The sequence below is a fragment of the Psychromonas algarum genome (genome assembly GCF_004376845.1).
Lineage (GTDB): Bacteria > Pseudomonadota > Gammaproteobacteria > Enterobacterales > Psychromonadaceae > Psychromonas.
In genome coordinates this window covers 93,961-113,761 of record NZ_SNUW01000002.1, presented here as the reverse complement: position 1 = coordinate 113,761, position 19,801 = coordinate 93,961, and the positions used below count along the sequence as shown (strand labels likewise).

The window sequence follows — 19,801 nt, the reverse complement described above, 5'->3', positions numbered from 1 at the left end:
TCAGCTTTTAAATAATCACATACTTAAGCTTTTTTGTTGTTCAAAGTATTCTTCTGCTATTTGTATATCTTGCAAAATTTGATAAATCTGACTTTCATCTTTATCAATAATGAATTTACTAATACTTTTCGTTAATTTTTTCATTTCAGCATCTAGAGGGAGATTTTCATTATTATCTTCAAGTATTTTTAAAACTAAACTACTGAACAAGCCTAAGACGCTCCAAGTTATTTCATCAATAGAATTATCTTTTTCATTTATTCTTTTATAGCTGTAATGTCCGCTTGAAATTGAACACCCACCGAAACCATATTTATCATCAATAATAACTCTATGTATTGTTTTGTCTTTCATCGTAAATACAAGAAAAGGACAATATTTGTAAAGTATATGTATCTCGTCAATTTGTTTTATCAGATAACTATTAAAATTTATTCTGTTTGAATATAATTTTAGTTTGTCATTTTCTAGAATCACATCATTGAAAAGATCGTCATACTTATAATCTGGTCTGTAAGTCAAAAGCTGATCTTCAATAATTTCAATCTCAGAGCTATATTGTTCTATCTCTCTCGACAGCTCATTTATTTTGTTTTTTATTGCAGGAACTGTGAAATCATCTTCAAGCAAAATGTTAAGTTTCGAATTTGTTTTATCGTGAAGCTCTTGAAGTTTAATAAGTTTTAGATTCAATGATGTTGGTACTTCTGGCTTAGGCATTAAGCCATTTTCAGTCGTTAAATGTAATAACATTAGCTCAAGTGCTGAATACTTGTAATGTTTACTGTGCGAACATTTACCGCCCCTTTTAGAATTTGAACAAGTTAAGTATTTACCACCTCTAGATGGGTTATTACCTTTATTCACATATTCCATTGCTCCATTGCAATAAGCACATTTTATTAAATTTCTAAATAAATTAGAGAATATATCTTTTCCTATTTTACCTTTGCCAACATATCTACTTTTTCTAGCAATTTGGGCTTTTAAATATATATCTTCATCAATGATCTGAGGATAATAATCAGGAATTATTTCACCGATAGGTTTACGTTTATTATCTCCAATTCCTTTGTGTGTGCCGATGTGGGGTTGATATTCACCTAATACTGATTTGTCTGTTAAAATTCGTGAGAGGCTTGTTCTTGCCCATAATTTACCTTTTTTTGAAGGAACAGGGAATTGTTCTAAGTTGTCGTTTAAAAGTCTTAAAAGCTGAGAAACACCCACACCTTCTATACATTTCTCATAAATGAATTTAATAATTTCTACACGATCTTTTTTAATATTAAAAGTAGTCTTATCTTCTGAGAGTTCTAACCAATGCGGAACAATTGAAGTTAATTTTTTAGTATGAATATTTTTACGTCTTTCAGTCCAACTTTCTTTTAATCGTTTTTGCTTAGTTGCACTTTCTTCATAAGCTCGACTCATTATAATTAGGCTTGTCATAATATCTAAGAGTTGATTATCACCAGTTGCATCATCATCTGCATGTGAATATTTTTTATTATCTTGTAAAGTATAAATATCTACATATTCTAATAAGTGCAGAAATTGGCGCATTGCTATATTTATTTTTTGTCTAGACAGTCGATCCAGATTTTCTACAATTAATAAACTGCCTTTTTTTACATTACCTTTTTCACAATCATCAATAAAACGCTTAAGGTTTTCTTGATCACCTTTAAAGCCTGAAATACCCAACTCTTGATATACAGATAATTCAGTATCAAGTTCATACCCATTCTTTTCGCAAAAGCTTTGTGTAGCTGCTAATTGTCGTCTAAAACTATCTCCTTTAGCCTGTTGCGGAGAAGAGTATCGAATGTAAGAATATGCTTTTTTCATTGATTAAAATGCCATTTATGAGTGTTGTGGTGATTATAGCATAACTAGTTATTAGTTGGTCCTCCAGGAACAGGTAAAAGTATGTTAGCTGAGCGTTTTATGACTTTGCTACCTAACTTAGAAGAACAACAAGCATTACAAACGGCTGCAGTTTATTCTGTGTGTGGAAAACAACGAGAAAACTGGTTTACTCCTCCTTATCGAGCACCACACCATAGTGCTTCTGCTGTTGCCTTGGTTGGTGGTGGAGGAAAACCTAAACCGGGAGAAATTTCATTATCACATCATGGTGTTTTGTTCTTAGACGAGTTAACTGAATTTCCAAGGCAAGTTCTAGATAGTTTACGTCAGCCAATGGAAAATCATCATGTCACTATTTCTAGGGCTGCCAATCAAGTGACTTTCCCAGCTCATTTTCAATTAATTGCAGCAATGAACCCAAGCCCATGTGGGCATATTTCAGGACAACTTTGTCGTAGTACACCAGATCAGATTTTACGTTATTTAAATCGTTTATCAGGCCCTTTTTTAGATCGCTTTGCACTTTCTATTATGGTGCCTTTATTGCCTAAAGGTATGCTTTCAGCATCACAGCAAGGTAAAGATAATTTAGCCGAAAAAAGTGCTGACATTAAAAAGCGAGTACTAAAGGCGCGTGATATTCAATTAAAAAGACAAGGTAAATTAAATCATTACTTATCTAGCCAAGAGATTAATCTATTTTGTATTTTAAGTGCATCGGATGCTCTTTTTTTAGAGCAAGCAATTGAACAAATGGGCTTGTCAATCCGTGCTTGGCATAGTTTGTTAAAGGTGGCGAGAAGTATTGCTGATTTAAAATCTGAGCCTAATATTTTAAAAGCACATCTGTGCGAAGCATTAACATATCGAGCAATAGATCGTTTATTAAATAGTTTTAATTAAGAACGTTTATATATCCCTCATTTTTTCAGGTTTATTATTATTTATTGTCGTTAAATAGTTCTTTTCATGTTACTTTTTTGTTAAGTTAGTTGTTATAGAATTGATAAGGGAATGGTAATAACTATGGCAAGTCCAATTATGTTGTATGTTGAATTAGAAGGGAAAATTTGGGCTATTACAGAGGATGGTTCTTGGCTTGCTGTTGTAGATCCATTGCCTGCTTCAATTGAAATTCCCTTTATTCGAAATCTAGCTGATATTGTTACCGAAAATATTGCAGGTGATGCAACCTTCACCTACAAAGGTAAAACTATTGTAGTAGATCAAGCTCAGCTTGAAGCTGCCGATCCCTTTGATAGCCGATCAACTCCTTCTGATGATAATACCTTCCCAACAATAGAAAGCGATGGTGGATTAGGGTTTGCTGCCCGTATCCATAGTGATGAAGCCTCGGCATTAGCACGAGCAGGTTATCAATCTCGAGGTTTTATTGAAGAGCAAAGTGATGATACAGCCGATGAAAACCATTTACCTGCTCGCTTATCAAATGATGCCCAAATTACTATCTTAATTGAAGATGGTAGTGACAATACAATCAATCAATTCGAAGTTAATAGTATTCTCATTCATGGAACTACAATTGATGTTGATGATGATCGTGAAGTACATGTTACCGTTACAGATCAATTCGGTAATAGTCTGACCTTTGTTGCTATTGTCACAAATAACGAATGGACTTTAGAACCTGCAGATTTAGCTTCTCTTAGTCAAGGCCCTATCACTGCTGGAGCGGTGATCACCGATTTTTATGAAAATACAATTTCTGCTGAAACAGATAGCAATATCGATACATTAGCTGATATTGATATACGTTTTGATGAACAAGAAAATGATAATGTTATTAATCAAGCCGAATCTCTTGATGAGACGCTATCTGGTACGGTAAATAATGTTGAAGATGGACAAATAGTTACCGTCTCTGTTACTGATTCAACAGGAAAAACAGCTAAGTTAACAACCTCTATAGTAAATGGTCAATGGCAACTACCTGATAATGATTTAAGTATTTTTAGCGATGGGGAGTTAACTGCTGTTGCGACTGTTTATGATGTTGCTGGTAATGTTGCGACTTCTCAGGTCTCTATTTTAAAAGATACCTTAGCTGAAATTGAGCTTGTTATCGATAGTGGTGATGACGAATGGTTAAATGGTCAGGAAGTCACTGATGTTACTTTCTCTGGCACGGTAACGGGGGTTGAAGATGGGCAAGTTGTTACTTTAATAAGTACTGATGAAAAAGGTTATAGCAAAACGGTCACCGCTGTGGTCGAAAATGGTCAATATAGTATCTCGGATGTTGATCTTACAGGTGTCCATAATGGGTCATTAACAGTCACAGCTAGTGTAAGTGATCAAGCTGGAAATCCTGCAACAGTAACAAACAATATTGATGTTGATCTGTCTGCTTTTATTGTGGTTCGTTTTGCAGAAAATGGCGATACTTTTATTAATGCTGAAGAAGTTGTTGCTACGACTATTCGTGGCATATCTTTTAAAGTAGATGATGGTCAAGATATTGTATTAACTGTCACGGATAGTGAAGGTAAAAGCTTAACCTTTACTACTAAGGTTGATGGAAATCTGTTTAGCATCACTGAAAATTTATCTTCTTTAGCTGAAGGGAAATTAACAGTGACGGCTGAGACTACTGATTCTGTGGGCAATACAGCAACATCATCTGATGACACAACTAAAGATACCTTAGCGTCAATTACCATCGCAGTGGATAGTGGTGATGACAGTACGCTAAATAATGCCGAAGTGGTGAGCACGCATATCTTTGGTACGGTTGCTAATATCGAAGATGGTCAAACCGTCACTGTTGACGTGACTGATGGCACGGCCACCTTAAGCTTTACTGCAACGGTTGTGGGCGGTGCTTGGTCAGTTGATAGTGAAGACTTATCTGGTTTATCAGAAGGTGAATTAAGCTTTACGGCGACAGCAAGTGATGTGGCGGGTAATCCTGCTATGAATACGACAGAGGTCATTAAAGACACTGAAGCGTCAATTACCATCGCAGTGGATAGTGGTGATGACAGTACGCTAAATAATGCCGAAGTGGTGAGCACGCATATCTTTGGTACGGTTGCTAATATCGAAGATGGTCAAACCGTCACTGTTGACGTGACTGATGGCACGGCCACCTTAAGCTTTACTGCAACGGTTGTGGGCGGTGCTTGGTCAGTTGATAGTGAAGACTTATCTGGTTTATCAGAAGGTGAATTAAGCTTTACGGCGACAGCAAGTGATGTGGCGGGTAATCCTGCTATGAATACGACAGAGGTCATTAAAGACACTGAAGCTTCGGTTACCATTGACATCAAAACTGATGGAAACTTTGATGATAATGTCATTAATAAAGTGGAAAGTGAAGGTGCCGAAATAAGTGGTACTGCTGCTAATGTTGAAGACGGTAGAATGGTTAATGTTGTTATTGTTGATGACGCGGGTGGCAAAATAACGCAAACTGCCATGGTTAATAATGGAATATGGATTTTACCTAGTGTTGATTTAAGTTCATTAGCTGAGGGCGTTGATAATATTACTGCAACTGCCACAGTGAGTGATTTAGCTGGCAATTCAACCTCTGCTGAAGAGACCGTTTCAAAAGACACATTAGCGTCAGTTGATGTTGAAATTATATCTGGTGAGGATAAGTTTTTAAATAGTAATGAAATAAGTACTGTTACTATTAAAGGAAGTGTTTTCAATATAGAAGATGGGCAAACTGTTACTTTAACCATCACAGATCAATCAACGAATGAATTAATTGTCACTGCAATCGTTGTTAATGGAGAGTTTGTTGTTGATCCTGTATTAGATCTATCTGGGTTCGTTGAAGGCCAAATTGAAGTCTCTGCTGAAGTTATTGATGATGTGGGAAATGTTGCAATCGCAACAGATAATGCCGTTAAAGATACGGAATTAACGATTGATATAGATACTGATACCAATAATGGTTTTCCTAGCCCTTATGAAGGCTTTAATACTTTCGATTTTATGAATGGAAACCATACTTCAATCGGTGGAACAACTTCCGCAGAAGAAGGACAAGAAGTCACTGTTACTATTTCTGATGGAGTTGACTCTGTTAGTTTCACTGGTTTTGTTGGTGGAGAGGGGCGCTGGTTAGTTGATAACATAGATATCGACTCTCTAGATAATACCAAAGTATGGGATTTGACGGTGTCGGTAGCCGATCTTGCTGGGAATGAAGTAAGTGATTCAATGCCTGATCTTAATATTCTAGATCAGATCACCTTTGCTGAGGATGATCTTGTTGATCGTGCTGTCGCAGGTGAAGTTGCACTAGAAATTAATAGTCCTAATACAGATATCTCTTTTTCAGAAGAACAACCTCAATTAGAAAATATTACCTCTGAAGGACAAAGTGTTTTCAGCCGAATATCTGATGATGGATTAAGTATTGATGTTTACCGTTCAAGTGACGGGCAATTGGTGTTTAATGCTGTTATTGATAGTAATGGAACTTCCGTACATATCTCTATGTTTGCACCATTAGATCATGCTGTTGATAGCGATTCATTAATTACAGAATTATTTATTAAGGCTGTGCAAACAGATGATGATGGCACAACTGAAACATCAGTTATGCCGCTTGTTTTTGAAGTTATTGATTCGCAGCCTATTGCACTTGCAGATACGTATCAAGCTGTTGAAGCAGAAACAACAACCGGAAGTCTATTAACTAATGATACTGCAATTGATGGAGACCCCGTTGTTCATTCGGTAACTTTTGAAGGTGTTACTGTAGAAGTTAGTTCAGGTGAAGATGCTGTATTTGATACAAATAAAGGTAAATTAACTGTAAGCCTTGATGGTAGTTGGACGTTTGTGGCTGCTCATAATTTGAATAATACAATAGAGCAAAAACTTGAATTTGAATATTCTATTATTGATTTAGATGGGGATATCGATTCAGCTCCTGTCACGATCACTATTACAGATGGTGATGCAGGAACAATTGATGCACAGGTCGAAAGTCATATTGAACCTGATGTAACAAAAATCACTGAATTTATTCATACTTTTACTGTTAATGCAGGATCTGATGATCTTGTTGCTAATAGTATTCGCTTTGATGTTGCTAGTGTTGATTTTTTAAATGGATTAGGTCTAAGCAGTAATGGAGCTGAGATCATCTTTACCATTAATGATGATAATACACAGATAATAGGTAGTAACAGTGGTAATGAAATTATCTTTACTTTAACCGTTTCTGCTATTGAAAATGGAGCGGACCTAACTGGCACTTTAAACTTTGAACAGCACTTACCATTAGATCATATAACAAGCGATGAATTAACTATTAGTGTTGGTGTATTAGCAACCGATAGTGATGGTACAGATACTTCTACTGGTATTATTGATTGGACTATCGATGATGGTAATAATGCAAGCATAGAAAATACACAACAAATTGCTATTGATGAAGTTGATTTAAGCAATGGACCTGTACAAGGTAGTGGTTTATTAGAAGTTACTCCAGGTAGTGATAATACTGTTTCTATTGCTTTTGATGTTACTAAACAACCTGATTTAACTGCTGCAGGCGAAACAGTTCAATATCGATTAAATGGTGATGTATTAGAAGGTTTCACTGGCACAACTCCAAATGATGTACTTATTTTTGAAGTTGCATTAACGGGGACATTAGCGGAGCAAAGTCAAAGTGGACTTGGTTACGATATTACTTTGTACCATGCGATTGACCAGATAGACCCTGATGGTCATCATATTGATAGTCTTGATGTTCCATTTACTGTTACTGTCACAGATGGTGATAATGATATTACCGATCAATCTCTTATTGTTAATATTGCAGATAGTGGTGAGGCAATCATTACAGGTGATGGTTTCACCGTTTCAGAAACACCAAAAGCACCTAGCACTGCAACAGAAATAACCGCTAATGATAGTATTGTTATTTCAATTACCGCTGACAAAGATCCTGTTACATCATTAACACTGAACGTTAAAAATGGTGATGCAGTTACTTTAAGTGATGGCACTGAAGTTACTCAAAATGGTCAAGCTGTATTATGGCAAGATAACGGTAATGGTGATTACAAAGGTGTTCTGGCAGATGGAACCGTTGTTTTCACATTGCTGTTACCGGATAGTTTATTTATTGAAGCAGGAGAGTCTGAAAATATTGATTTAACGCTTACTCTCGTTGGCCCAGTTGATCACGATAAAGATTTATATGATGAACAATTAACTATTCGTCTACCTTTAGTTGTTACTGATTCTGATTATTCTACTATAGATCATGACATTGATGCCGTTGTTTTCGATGGTGAATTACCTAGTTTAGATATTACAGAAGAAATTTACTTAGATGAAAATGCAACACTGAATGATGAACATGACAGCGATAAAACGAACTACGACTTAATAGAAGGTAGTGATCAGGTTGTTTCAGTTGAACCAATATTAGCCGGGCAAGAAATTCCTGGCATTACCAGTAATGGCAACCCAATTACTTTTGCAGCTCAAGCTAATGATAACGGTTGGTGGATTGCGAGAAGTAGTGAAGGATCGGTATTTAAAGTTCGATTTAATCTTGATGGCACCATTAATACTCAATTATTAGGTGTACTTGATCACCCTGATGAAGGGGATGATACATTACAAATTAATATTGATGTGCAAGCTGTTGATGCTGATGGTGATGTCACTGAATCAGGCGCTAATAATATTACCTTAAATATTGTAGATGATGTGCCAGAATCAAATTCAACCTTTATTTTGGTGGAAGAAGGCTCATCACATGATTTAGCACTCTTAGCAAACAATGAAGCGGGAGCCGATGGAGGCACCATCACTTATATCGCTGTTTTTGATAAAAATGGAGATTTTATTACGGAGGTGGTCGTTGGTGAAAAGACTGAAATCATTATTGGTGAAACTAACTACGGTTCCTTATTAATAAATGCTGATGGTACAGGCAACTTAACTACCAATGAAACACTAGTTGATGGACTAGGTTCTTTAGGTGATATCGTTTACACCATAACAGATGGTGACGGTGATACCGCTGAAAGTAATCTTATAGTTGGTATCGCAGATGCAATGGGTGATATCACCATCGCAAATACATCACTAACGGAAGATCATCCGCAAATATTAGCTTTAAAAGTATATGTTGGTGATGTAGATAATAATGAAGCACTTGAGAAAGTTGTATTCAAAGCAGCGAGTTTATTAGGGGGAGTATTAACTTTTAATGGCGTTCTATTATCAACAAATGCTGATGGTGATTATGTTTTAGATGGTAGTTTCTTTAAAGAAGATGCAACTGGTGTTTATGTACCTAATGGTGATTTAATCTTCGCTCCGTTATTAAATTCATCTAATGAAACGCAATCAGTAGCATTAGATATTGATGCTTTAGTTAGTAAAGATGCAGGTGCTGATCGTATTACTGAAACTATCTCTAATACTATTGATATCAGTGTGACATCGCTTGCTGATGCACCTATTTGGGATACTGTTGATTCAACTTTTGAATATAGTTTATTAGAAGATGACGAGCAGCAGAGTATTAACATCAATGCTGACTTATTTGATAATGATGGTTCTGAGGTATTAACGTATCAGATAGGAAACATAGACGAAGGGTTAACGCTATTTCTTAATGGCACAGAAATCATCACTGGAGATACGTTATCAGCTGAAGATATTGCTCTTATTGAAATTGTTGTCGCGCCTAATATCGCAGGTACTTTTACATTTGATGTCACACCTACTGCGACTGAAAAAGAGAACAACGATACTCAAGATGGGGAAACAAAAACAGTTGTCTTCAATGTTCAACCTGTTGCAGATGCTCCAACATTAGCTGTATTTGATGCAAAAGGTTATGAAGATGAAATAATCTTACTTAATCAAGCAATTAATGGACAATTAACTGATACCGATGGTAGTGAAACATTAAGTTATTTGATCACGGTTCCTGATGGTTGGAGCGTTGTTGCAATTGATGGTTCAGATGCTGTTGTCACTGTTATTGATGCTGAAATGGGTATTTATCGTGTCATCGGTGAAGATGTTTCTGCCGGTGAAGTAGGTTTATTACCTGCGCCTAATGTAAGTTCTGAAACAGGTACCTTTGAGATAAAAGCACAAGCTATTTCAACTGAAAGTACGCAAGATGGACAAGATCCTGCACCTGGCTTTGAAACTAATCATTCAAATGAAAAAACATTCGAAGTGATTGTCAAAGGTGTGGTAGATACACCAATAGTGACACCTGGTGGAGGCTGGGATTTTGATAGTGATACACAAATAATATCTAATGCTGCAGCGCTATATGAAGATAACCTTATTTCATTAGATATTGCTATCACGACTGTTGATCAAGATGGCTCTGAAAGTATTAACCTTCTATTATCTAATCTTCCGCAAGGTTTCTTATTTGTTGATGCTGATGGTAATAATGTTGATCTTGAAATTTCAGGTTTTGATGGTAATGGTAATCCAATTTATCAAATCAGTTTGGCAGACTTACAAAATTTAAATCTAAAACCACTTGCGGATTTTAGTGGCAAAGTGAGTTTTAATATCGATAGCATCATTACCGAAGCCGATGGTGATGCACGACCTGATGGCTCTTCAGATGATGACTTATTTTCAATGACAGTTGAAATGGATATATTGCCTGTTGTTGATACAAGTGAATCTGATATTAATCTGCTGGATAAAGGTGAAGAAGATACCTTGATCCAATTATATTTATATCCGGATAGCTTAAGTGATAGTGATGGTAGTGAACAATTATCTGCTTTCACCATTGAAGGGCTTGCTAGCACGGGACTCACTTTATATTTTGATGGTGCTGAAATTACGACTCCAGTGGATTTGAGTCATTATCTAGACACAACAAACTCAACGTTAGAATCCTTATTAGATAGTGGTCGATTTGCAATTAAACCTCCAATTGATGGTAGTGGAACTTTTAACTACGATATCACTTATGAGATCACTGATACTTCTGAAACGGGTGAAACATCGACCAGTTCATTTTCTGATCAAGCGACAATTGAAGTGAGTGCAAAAGTAGAAGATTTAACCTCCCCTGAAAATGAAACGATTGAAGATATTACCCGTATAGAAGGGACAAAAGCAACTCAAGTTAGCTCCGATGGAAGTGCTATCTCTTTAGATGGTTTGGTCTTATTTTATGACCAAGATAATGATGGATCTGAGCATATTGATTATGTTGTTATCCAAGTACCAAATGCTGATGATTGGTTAGTTACCCATCCTACCTTGAACGTTATCCATGATGGTGAAGGACGCTGGTTAATAGATATGAGCGGAATAACTTCTGACTCTGTGATCGAGGATGCCATGGATTTATTGACTGGTGTCACTGTCTATAATAATCAATCAACCTTGCTTAGTAATACCATACAGATATTTGCACATGTGCTTGATGGCGATGACAAGAAGATGATTGAAACCACTATTCAAGTACATTTTACAGAAGATGGCTCTGATAGTAGTGCAAGTGATATACAACCATTACAAAAAGATTATATCGAAGGTGATGAAGATAGCCCGATCGATATAGGCTCACAAATAAATATAAACGTTGCCGGTGATGATAATGACATTGTCAGCTTTAAAATTTTAGCCAGTGATTTACCTCTGGGTGGTGTGATATCGGGTAGTGGAGTGATTGTTGATTATGACTCAACAGGCAAAAATGTAGTGCAATATGTGTTCACAGAAGCTTCTCTTGCAACATTAGTTTTAAGTGGCTTAGATGAAGATTTTGCTGGTATTTTTGAAGTGCCGATCACCGCGATTGCAACAGATAGTGATAGTGGTGATAGCTTAACTGAAAATCAAACTTTAGCATTTGAAATTAACCCTGTGGTAGATGGCTTAGACCTAGTTGTGAATGTTAATGAAGTCTTAGAAGATACTATGACTTCGTTAGATCTTGAGACGGTATTTGCTGATAGTAACCTTCCGGGAGAGGGGATAGAAAGTTTAATTAGTTTAACCTTTACCCTCGTTGATGGCGGCACGTTAATGGCTGATGATGGTGTACTGACTGAAACCTCTCCAGGTGTATACCAGGTTGACGATTTAACTCAGTTGCAGTCAATCTCATATCAAGGCCCTTTAAATGTATCTGGGGCTGTAGACATTAACTTTAGTGCTGAAATTGTTGATACAGCTAACGGTTATGATAGTGATTTAACGGCCTCTGAAACCGTAGAAGGTTCCTTTACAGTCGATATTACCCCTGTAACAGATAAGGTTAATATCACTTCTGAAGATAGTGTCGGTGATGAAGATACTTACATCAGTATTTCTGGATTAAATGTTGAGTTTATTGATTCAGATGGTTCAGAAACTATGTCTATTGAACTGACAGGGATCCCCGCGGGATCTGTCTTAGTATATGGTGAACCGGGTAACTATGTACTCCTGCCTAATAACGGTGTTGATGGTGGATCTTTTAATGGTCAACCGACTTATAAATGGAGTATTGATGAAAGTCAGTTAGCGACTTTATCTATTCGACCTCCTCTTGATTTTAGTGGTGATATTCCATTATCAGTTTCAGTGATTAGTCATGAAATAGGAACAACAGATTATGTGACAACCGAAGGAAACTTTATATTAGAAGTCAATCCTGTTGGTGATAAAGCTGTATTTACTAGTGTTCCCGAGGCTATGACTGGAGTAGAAGGGCAAGTTACTCATTTTGACCTTCAAGGTATGAGCACTGAAACTGAGTCTAATGAGACGTTAATTTTAACCGTTAAGATTGCAGATGGTTCAGATAGCACGACGATGCATGACTTAGATCGAATTAGAGTCGGTAATGCAGAGGCTCAATTTACTTTTGTAGGTGGTTATTGGGTTGCAACTTTAGAAATAGACAGCAATGAGTTAAATGGTTTTGACTTATTAACGGGCCCAGATGCATTTGGTCATTTTGAGATTGAAATAGGACTCGCGAGTAAAGATAGTGCAATAGTAGGAGGAAAGTTAGTTGAAGATATTGGCGAAACATCCACTGTAACAACAACGCTCGATCTCACTGCCGTTGTTGATGCGCCAATATTAACACTTGATAGCACTTCAATTACCACTGAAATAGGAGAAGAAACTCCGTTACCTATTGAGTTGGTATTGATTAATCCTGACTCCCCAAGTGAATATGGGTATGTAGAAATAACTGGCTTACCTGATGGCGCAACTATTAGCAATGCGACTGAAAGTGACGGTGTTTGGACCGTTCTGCAAGATGATCTTGATAATGCAATGATAGAAGGATTAAGTACTGAAGGTGATTTCACCTTAGTTATCTCTCCGTATGCAACGTTAGATGGAGATACTGTAAGTAGTAATTCTCAAACAATAGATGTGACTGTACTACCTGATAGCTCATCAGTAAGCCGTAGTGTTGAAAATAATTCGTTTGATGAGTTTTTTGCAACCAGTGAAGATGATGTATTTGTCTTTAATAGTGAAGATCAAGGCAGTGCAGGAAGTCCTGCAATAGATGTTATTAATGGTTTCGAAGTGGGGGCAGATAGCATCGACCTTAGTGACTTATATAGCGCCCGAGCAGATGGTGATATTAATGCCTTGATTGGATTAGATGAATCTTCTGGTAATACAATCCTTGAAATTAAGAGTGCTGGAACAGAGGTGACACAACAAATTATTATTGAAAATACTTCTATTGATGATTTATATGGTGCTGATGCCAGTGCCGTCAGCGATGCCGATATATTATCTAAATTATTAGCTGATACCACATTAATTACAGGATCAGTTTAATGGAAAAAGTGCAACAAGATGTATATTGCGATAGTGTTTTATGGTTTGCTCATTATTATCATAAACGCTGTCACCGCCATAAATTAATTGCAGGATTACCAATTGATGATGGAAAATTAACGGCTGAATATCTGCCAAGAGCCTTCTCTAATGCAGGTTTAGAATGTGAAGCAATTGCGATAAAAAATTTAAACCAAGATGACTTACCTGCTTTATTAGTATTAGAGTCAGGGCCTCATATCATTATTAAAATAGAAAATGACAGAGTACATTTTCAGGAGATGTCTAAACCAGAAGTAACAATTATTGAAACTGAAGAAGTCGTTAATAATGAACAAAAAAATATCAAAGAAACTGAATCAGTTAATAGCCAAAGTACTAACTTAACGATTAAACAAATCCAACAACAAGAGCATGTCCTATGGCGAGTTAGTGCTGAAAATGTGTTAGATAAACGTTCTGAATTTGGTAATGATAATCCCCCCCAACATTGGTTTAGACAAGCTTTAAAGCAAGTTAGTCCTTGGTACCGAGATCTATTTGTTGCTTCTATTTTAGTTAACCTATTAGCTTTAGTGATCCCTCTCTTTACTATGAATGTTTATGACCGAGTCGTACCGAATGCTGCATTTGATTCGTTATGGGTCTTAGCTTCTGGTGCGTTAATTGCTGTTGTTTTTGATTGGATTTTAAAACAAGCACGTTCACATCTCACGGATCGTGCCGGTCGTCAGGTTGATTTATCTTTATCATCTATTTTATTTTCAAAAACCCTAGGTATGAAATTATCACAGCGTCCACAATCAATTGGTGCTTTTAGTAAACAAATTCAAGAATTTGATAGTGTTCGTGAGTTCTTAACATCAGCGACATTAGTCACATTGGTGGATTTACCCTTTACATTGTTGTTTATTGCTTTGATGGCATGGTTAGGTGGATTTATGGTGTATATCCCATTAGCTGTGATGTTGTTAGTACTTATCGTTAGTTTATGGGTGCAGCCTAAAGTTAAAGTCGCATTAGAAGAAACAGGCAAACACTCCACTCAACGTCAAGCAATCCTCATTGAGAATCTATCAAGTCTTGTGGAAATTAAGCAAATTAATGGTGAGGGGCAAGCTTTACGCCGTTGGGAACAAACTGTAGCCAGTTTGGCAGATTGGAATATTCGCTCAAAATCATTAAGCAGTATTGTGAGTCATCTGGTGGCAAGTAGTCAGCAATTGGTGACGATTGGTTTGATTGTGACCGGTGTTTATCAAATTTCGGCGGGTAACTTAAGTATGGGGGGCTTGATTGCACTGGTCATGTTAAGTGGCCGTAGTGCAAGTTCTATTAACCAAGTTTCAGGCCTAATGTTACGTTATCAACAAGCTAAATCATCTATCCAAGGGCTCGACGCGGTGATGGAATTAGAGCAAGAGTTATCTGATAACCAAATCGTTGAAAAAACAGAGTTCATTGGTGATATTAAATTATCTAATGTTACTTTCACTTATCCTGAGCAAGAAATGCAAGCATTAAAAGATATCTCTCTACATATCAAACCCGGTGAAAAGGTAGCAATTGTTGGCTCGTCTGGTGCAGGTAAATCAACTTTATTATCATTATTAGCAAAACAGATTGAACTAAGTAGTGGATTATTAAGTTACGATAATATCGATAGTAAATTATGGCCTGCAAGTGTGGTGCGAGCAAGCTCAGGTTGGGTTTCACAACAGCCACAGTTATTTTTTGGCAGCGTATTAGAAAATATTTGTACGGGATTACAAAAAATTCCCGAAGATAAATTAAGCCAAGCATTATTAGCTTCTGGTGTTGCACGTATATCTACCCGCTTAAATTCTGGTTTAGAGTCTCAAGTAGGTGAAAATGGTCGTAATTTATCTGGAGGGCAAAGACAAGCCGTTGCTTTAGCGCGCGCTTTATTACGTGATGTAAACGTATTGTTTTTAGATGAGCCAACCAGTGCAATGGATCAACAAACAGAATCGGATGTGATTAAAGGCCTCAAAAGTTTACCAAAAGAAGTGGGACTGATCATGGTGTCACATAAGCCTGCTATGTTAGCTCTTTGTGATCGAGTGATTGTGTTAGATAACGGAAAAATAGTGAATGATGGTGAAATACAATCAGTGTTAAAAGAGAAAAAAACTGCAGTAGCAAAACAAAGTGCGAGTGCCAGACAAGTACCGAGTGCTCCGTCACGTATTAAAAATGTCAAGATAGTAAAGGATGCCAAATAATGAGTACTTCCTTATACTGGCAACAGCAGATTAAAGCGCAAAAATCACGTTATGTTGTATGGATATTTTTTGTCTTAATTATCACTATTATCGTTTGGGCAAATTGGGCTGAACTTGATGAAGTGGTGGTTGGTGAAGGTCGTGTTGTCCCTGCTAGTTCTATCCAACAAATTCAAAGCTTAGAAGGTGGGATCCTACAAAAATTACATGTAAAACAAGGTGATGTAGTAGAAAAAGGGCAGTTATTAGCAACCTTAGATAATACTTTTTCTAAGGCGGCTTGGTTAGAAGGTGAACAACAAAGCAATGCTTTAGAAATGCTAATTAAAGGTGCTGAAGCAGAATTGGCTAGTATTGTGATTAAACCTCTGCATAAAAATTGGCGCGAGCAAGTTATGATCAGACCAGTTGATATTGATATCTCTGAATTTAGTGAACGACGTGCGCTTATTATTAAAGAAAACTACAACGAGCGTATTGGCCAATTAACTTCATTACTACGATTAGAAGCGCAGGAAGTAGAGCAAGCAAATCAATCATTTAATGAAGCAAAAAATAAAACTAGAACATTAGAGCAAAGTGTTAAATTATCTCAAAAAGAGATAAAGTTGACACAGTCTAGTGTTAATAAAGGGGCGGTTTCTGAGGTTGAGTTATTAAAGCTAAAACGAGAACAAATTCGTTTAGAAGGGGATTTGAGTAGTTCAAGGTTAAATGAAAAAAGGCTAACCGCTGCTTATCAAGGTGCAATTACCGATTTAGTTAATACGGCTCGTAATTTTAGAACCAATACTAGACAAGAATTAACCGATGCACGTAATCAATTATCACAATTAGAAGAGAGTCAACCAGCATTAAGAAATCGTTTACAACGTGCTGCATTATATTCTCCATTAAACGGTAAAGTAAAAGATATTTCTCGTCGTACATTAGGTGGTGTTATTAAACCAGGCGAGTCGATTATGGAGATTGTTCCCGATAGTGAAAAGTTAATTGTCGAGACTCGAATCGCTCCTAAAGATATCGCATATTTACGTCTAGGGTTACCTGCATTAATTAAATTTACGGCTTATGACTTTGTTATCCATGGTGGTGAAAAAGGAAAAGTAACTTATATCAGTGCTGATGCATTACAGGATGAAGAGGGCAATACGTATTATAAAGTCAATGTAGAAAGTACTCAGGAGCAAACCAGTTTTGATATCATTCCTGGGATGCAAGCGTCAATTGATATTAAAACGGGCAAAAAATCAGTACTAAATTATTGGTTAAAACCATTGCTTAGGGCACAAGCAACGGCATTAAGAGAACCCTAGTAGTCGTTAGGTTTATATAAGGAAATAACATGCGTTTTAAATTAGTAACAGCGGCTTGCGTCATGCTAAGTCAGTCGTTATCCGCTCAAACTTTAGAGGAGTCGATTGCCGAGGCAATTGACAATAACCCCCTCATCAAGCAGCAATATGCACGATTTGAAGCATATGTTCGTGATCGAGATGCTTCAACCAGTGGTTATTACCCAACGGTTAATATCCATGGTGGTATAGGCTACGAAGATACGCAGTATAATAGTGGTCAGAAAGTTGATGAGCAATTAACGCGTAAAGAACTTGGCTTAAAAGTAACACAAAATTTATTTAATGGTTTTGAAGATGTTTCTGAAGTTGATCGCCGTGCATTTGAAGCTGAGTCTGAGCGTTTAAATTTATTATCAGATGCAGAAAACCTCGCATTAGATGTTTCAAGAGTATATCTCAATACATTAAAAGCAGAGCAGTTATTACAATTAACAGAACGTAATGTTGATGATCATAAAAAAGTATTAGCTGATATTGAAGTTCGTAGTTCACAAGGTCTAAGTAGTCGCTCTGATTTAGCACAAATTAAGTCTCGTGTAGCGACGGCAGAGTCTTCATTGCTCGCTGCTAGAAATAACCTGTGGGATACACGAGTAGAGTTTATGCGTTTAGTTGGTACTAAACCTGAAAACTTAATCACCCCTAAAGCGGATAATTTTTTACTTCCTACCAGTGAACAAGATGCTGTTCAAAAAGCCATTAAATATAATCCGGAAATTCGTGTTGCCTTAGCTGATTTAGAAGCGGCAAATTATGAAATTAATCGTGAATCTGGCGGTTTTTATCCTGATGTAAATTTAGAGCTTCACGCTAATTATAACGATGATATTGGTGGTATCGAAGGTCGAGATAACGACATGCGTATGATGTTAACTTTCACTTATGATATCTATAGTGGTGGTAATACAGTTTCTAAAAAAGAATCGGCTATTTGGCGTAAAGAAGAAGCAAGATCAATACGTATCAGAACAGAACAAGAAGTAACTGAAGGGGTTCGCCTTGCATGGAATGCATGGTCAATTCAAGAGCAACAATTATCTTGGTTAGAACAAAATGTAGACTCAGCGAAAGAAACTGAAGTGGGTTATGAAGAGCAGTTCAAGTTAAATCGTCGTAGTTTATTGGACGTATTAGACGCAAAAGTTGAATTGTTTGTTGCACGTAAAAATTATATTGATACTTTTTATAATCAACGTTTAGCAAGTTACCGTTTATTAAATGCCACCGGACAATTAAATTATGCAATGCGAGTTGCTTATCCTGAGCAATGGAAAGAAGAGGTCATTACAAATGAGAAAGATTAATTTATTAACACTGACTTCTTTATTGCTACTCGCTGGCTGTGCTGAAAATGCAAATATGAAAGTAGACCGTTATCAATTTGATGATCTACGTGACTATGATCAAGATGGTATTATTAACCAGCGAGATCTGTGTGAAACTACGCCTCCTAATGTATTGGTTGATAATGATGGTTGTGCGTTTTGGACTGATGTGAAAAATATTAGTTGGTTCCCTATTGATTTTAAATTTGATAGTTCAGAACTGCTTGAAGAAAATATGATTGACCTTATTCGCGCAGTGGCAACGTTGAAACAAAACCCTGACACCAAATTAGTACTTATTGGTGATACAAGTGGTGAAGGCTCGCTTGAATACAATAGTGCTTTAGCAGAACGTCGTAACCTATCAGTAAGATCTTACCTTATTAGTAAAGGTGTCGAGGAAAGTCGTGTTGAAATGGAAACTTTTAACCAACCAACTTCTTTTACATCACACTTAAAATTAAGAAAACGACGTACTATCGCAGTCTTTATTGATACAGATAAAGTATTTGATGAAGCATGGAATATTTATACATCTGATCCGGAGAACAAATGAAAATTATAATTACTTTATGCTTATCACTGATTGCTAGTTTGCAGTTTGTTCAAGCAGAACCGGTTATTATCGGTAATAATAGCTTTCTTGATTTTTCGAGTCTGGATAGTGGAAATAGTGAAGTAGAATTTAAGATTGAAAATCATACTATTGCAGATATGATTTTAGGGGATACTGTTGCTGTTATTTCAAATATAAAATGGAATGATAGTCAAATGGCTGATTATCAGCAGCGTTATGGTAGTAACCCACATCAATTGATTCTTGCTGCATTCAATAACAAAAAAGATCCAACACCAGAAGAACAAGCGGAAACATTTTCCACCCGTGATGGAAGCGCTCTACTGTATTTATATTTAAGTGATTTTCAATCTGAGGAAACAAACCAAAAGATTGGTGTTTTCTTTATTAAAGATGCACAAAATTGGTTTTCTGATAAAGGGTTAATGCCAATCCCTGATGCAATTTATCAACAAAATTTAGTTGAATTAGGTTTGCAAGAAGCGGTCTATGAGGGGGGACATAAATAAAGCTAATTTCTTGTCATTTGTCTTTAGAAAGCCTCTATATTTTTAGGGGCTTTTTTGTGTCTACCTTTTCTTTATTGTTGTTTATATCAATCACAGTAGTTATAGCAATGACAGT

General features: G+C 36.5%; 7 protein-coding genes and 1 pseudogene. 7 read left to right on the top strand and 1 reads right to left on the bottom strand.

Features of this window, described 5'->3' with window-relative positions; genetic code table 11:
• Positions 1–15 precede the first annotated feature (15 nt).
• Entirely contained in the window at positions 16–1,851 is a 1,836-nt protein-coding gene (locus E2R68_RS00570; protein WP_134275557.1) for a recombinase family protein, read from the bottom strand.
• A 60-nt stretch (positions 1,852–1,911) separates the two neighbouring features.
• Between E2R68_RS00570 and E2R68_RS00565 the strand changes: the two are divergent.
• The 7 genes and pseudogenes from E2R68_RS00565 to E2R68_RS00535 all read left to right on the top strand — a co-directional run.
• A pseudogene (locus E2R68_RS00565) lies at positions 1,912–2,775 on the top strand (YifB family Mg chelatase-like AAA ATPase); the annotation flags it as partial.
• Between the two features lie 123 nt (positions 2,776–2,898).
• Positions 2,899–13,671, top strand: coding sequence for a T1SS-143 repeat domain-containing protein (locus E2R68_RS00560; protein WP_166738767.1), 10,773 nt, complete (start codon positions 2,899–2,901; stop codon positions 13,669–13,671).
• Positions 13,671–15,917 (top strand): type I secretion system permease/ATPase, encoded by a 2,247-nt coding sequence (locus tag E2R68_RS00555; protein ID WP_134275554.1) that lies wholly within the window; start codon positions 13,671–13,673, stop codon positions 15,915–15,917. Before E2R68_RS00560 ends, E2R68_RS00555 begins: the two co-directional genes overlap by 1 nt.
• On the top strand, positions 15,917–17,233 hold the full coding sequence (locus E2R68_RS00550) for an HlyD family type I secretion periplasmic adaptor subunit (protein WP_134275553.1): 1,317 nt from the start codon (positions 15,917–15,919) through the stop codon (positions 17,231–17,233). The genes E2R68_RS00555 and E2R68_RS00550 overlap by 1 nt, the downstream gene beginning before the upstream one ends.
• 29 nt (positions 17,234–17,262) lie before the next feature.
• Entirely contained in the window at positions 17,263–18,579 is a 1,317-nt protein-coding gene (locus tag E2R68_RS00545; protein WP_134275552.1) for a TolC family outer membrane protein, read from the top strand.
• On the top strand, positions 18,566–19,156 hold the full coding sequence (locus E2R68_RS00540; RefSeq protein WP_166738766.1) for an OmpA family protein: 591 nt from the start codon (positions 18,566–18,568) through the stop codon (positions 19,154–19,156). Before E2R68_RS00545 ends, E2R68_RS00540 begins: the two co-directional genes overlap by 14 nt.
• Positions 19,153–19,686 (top strand): hypothetical protein, encoded by a 534-nt coding sequence (locus tag E2R68_RS00535; protein ID WP_134275550.1) that lies wholly within the window; start codon positions 19,153–19,155, stop codon positions 19,684–19,686. Before E2R68_RS00540 ends, E2R68_RS00535 begins: the two co-directional genes overlap by 4 nt.
• Positions 19,687–19,801: the final 115 nt, after the last annotated feature.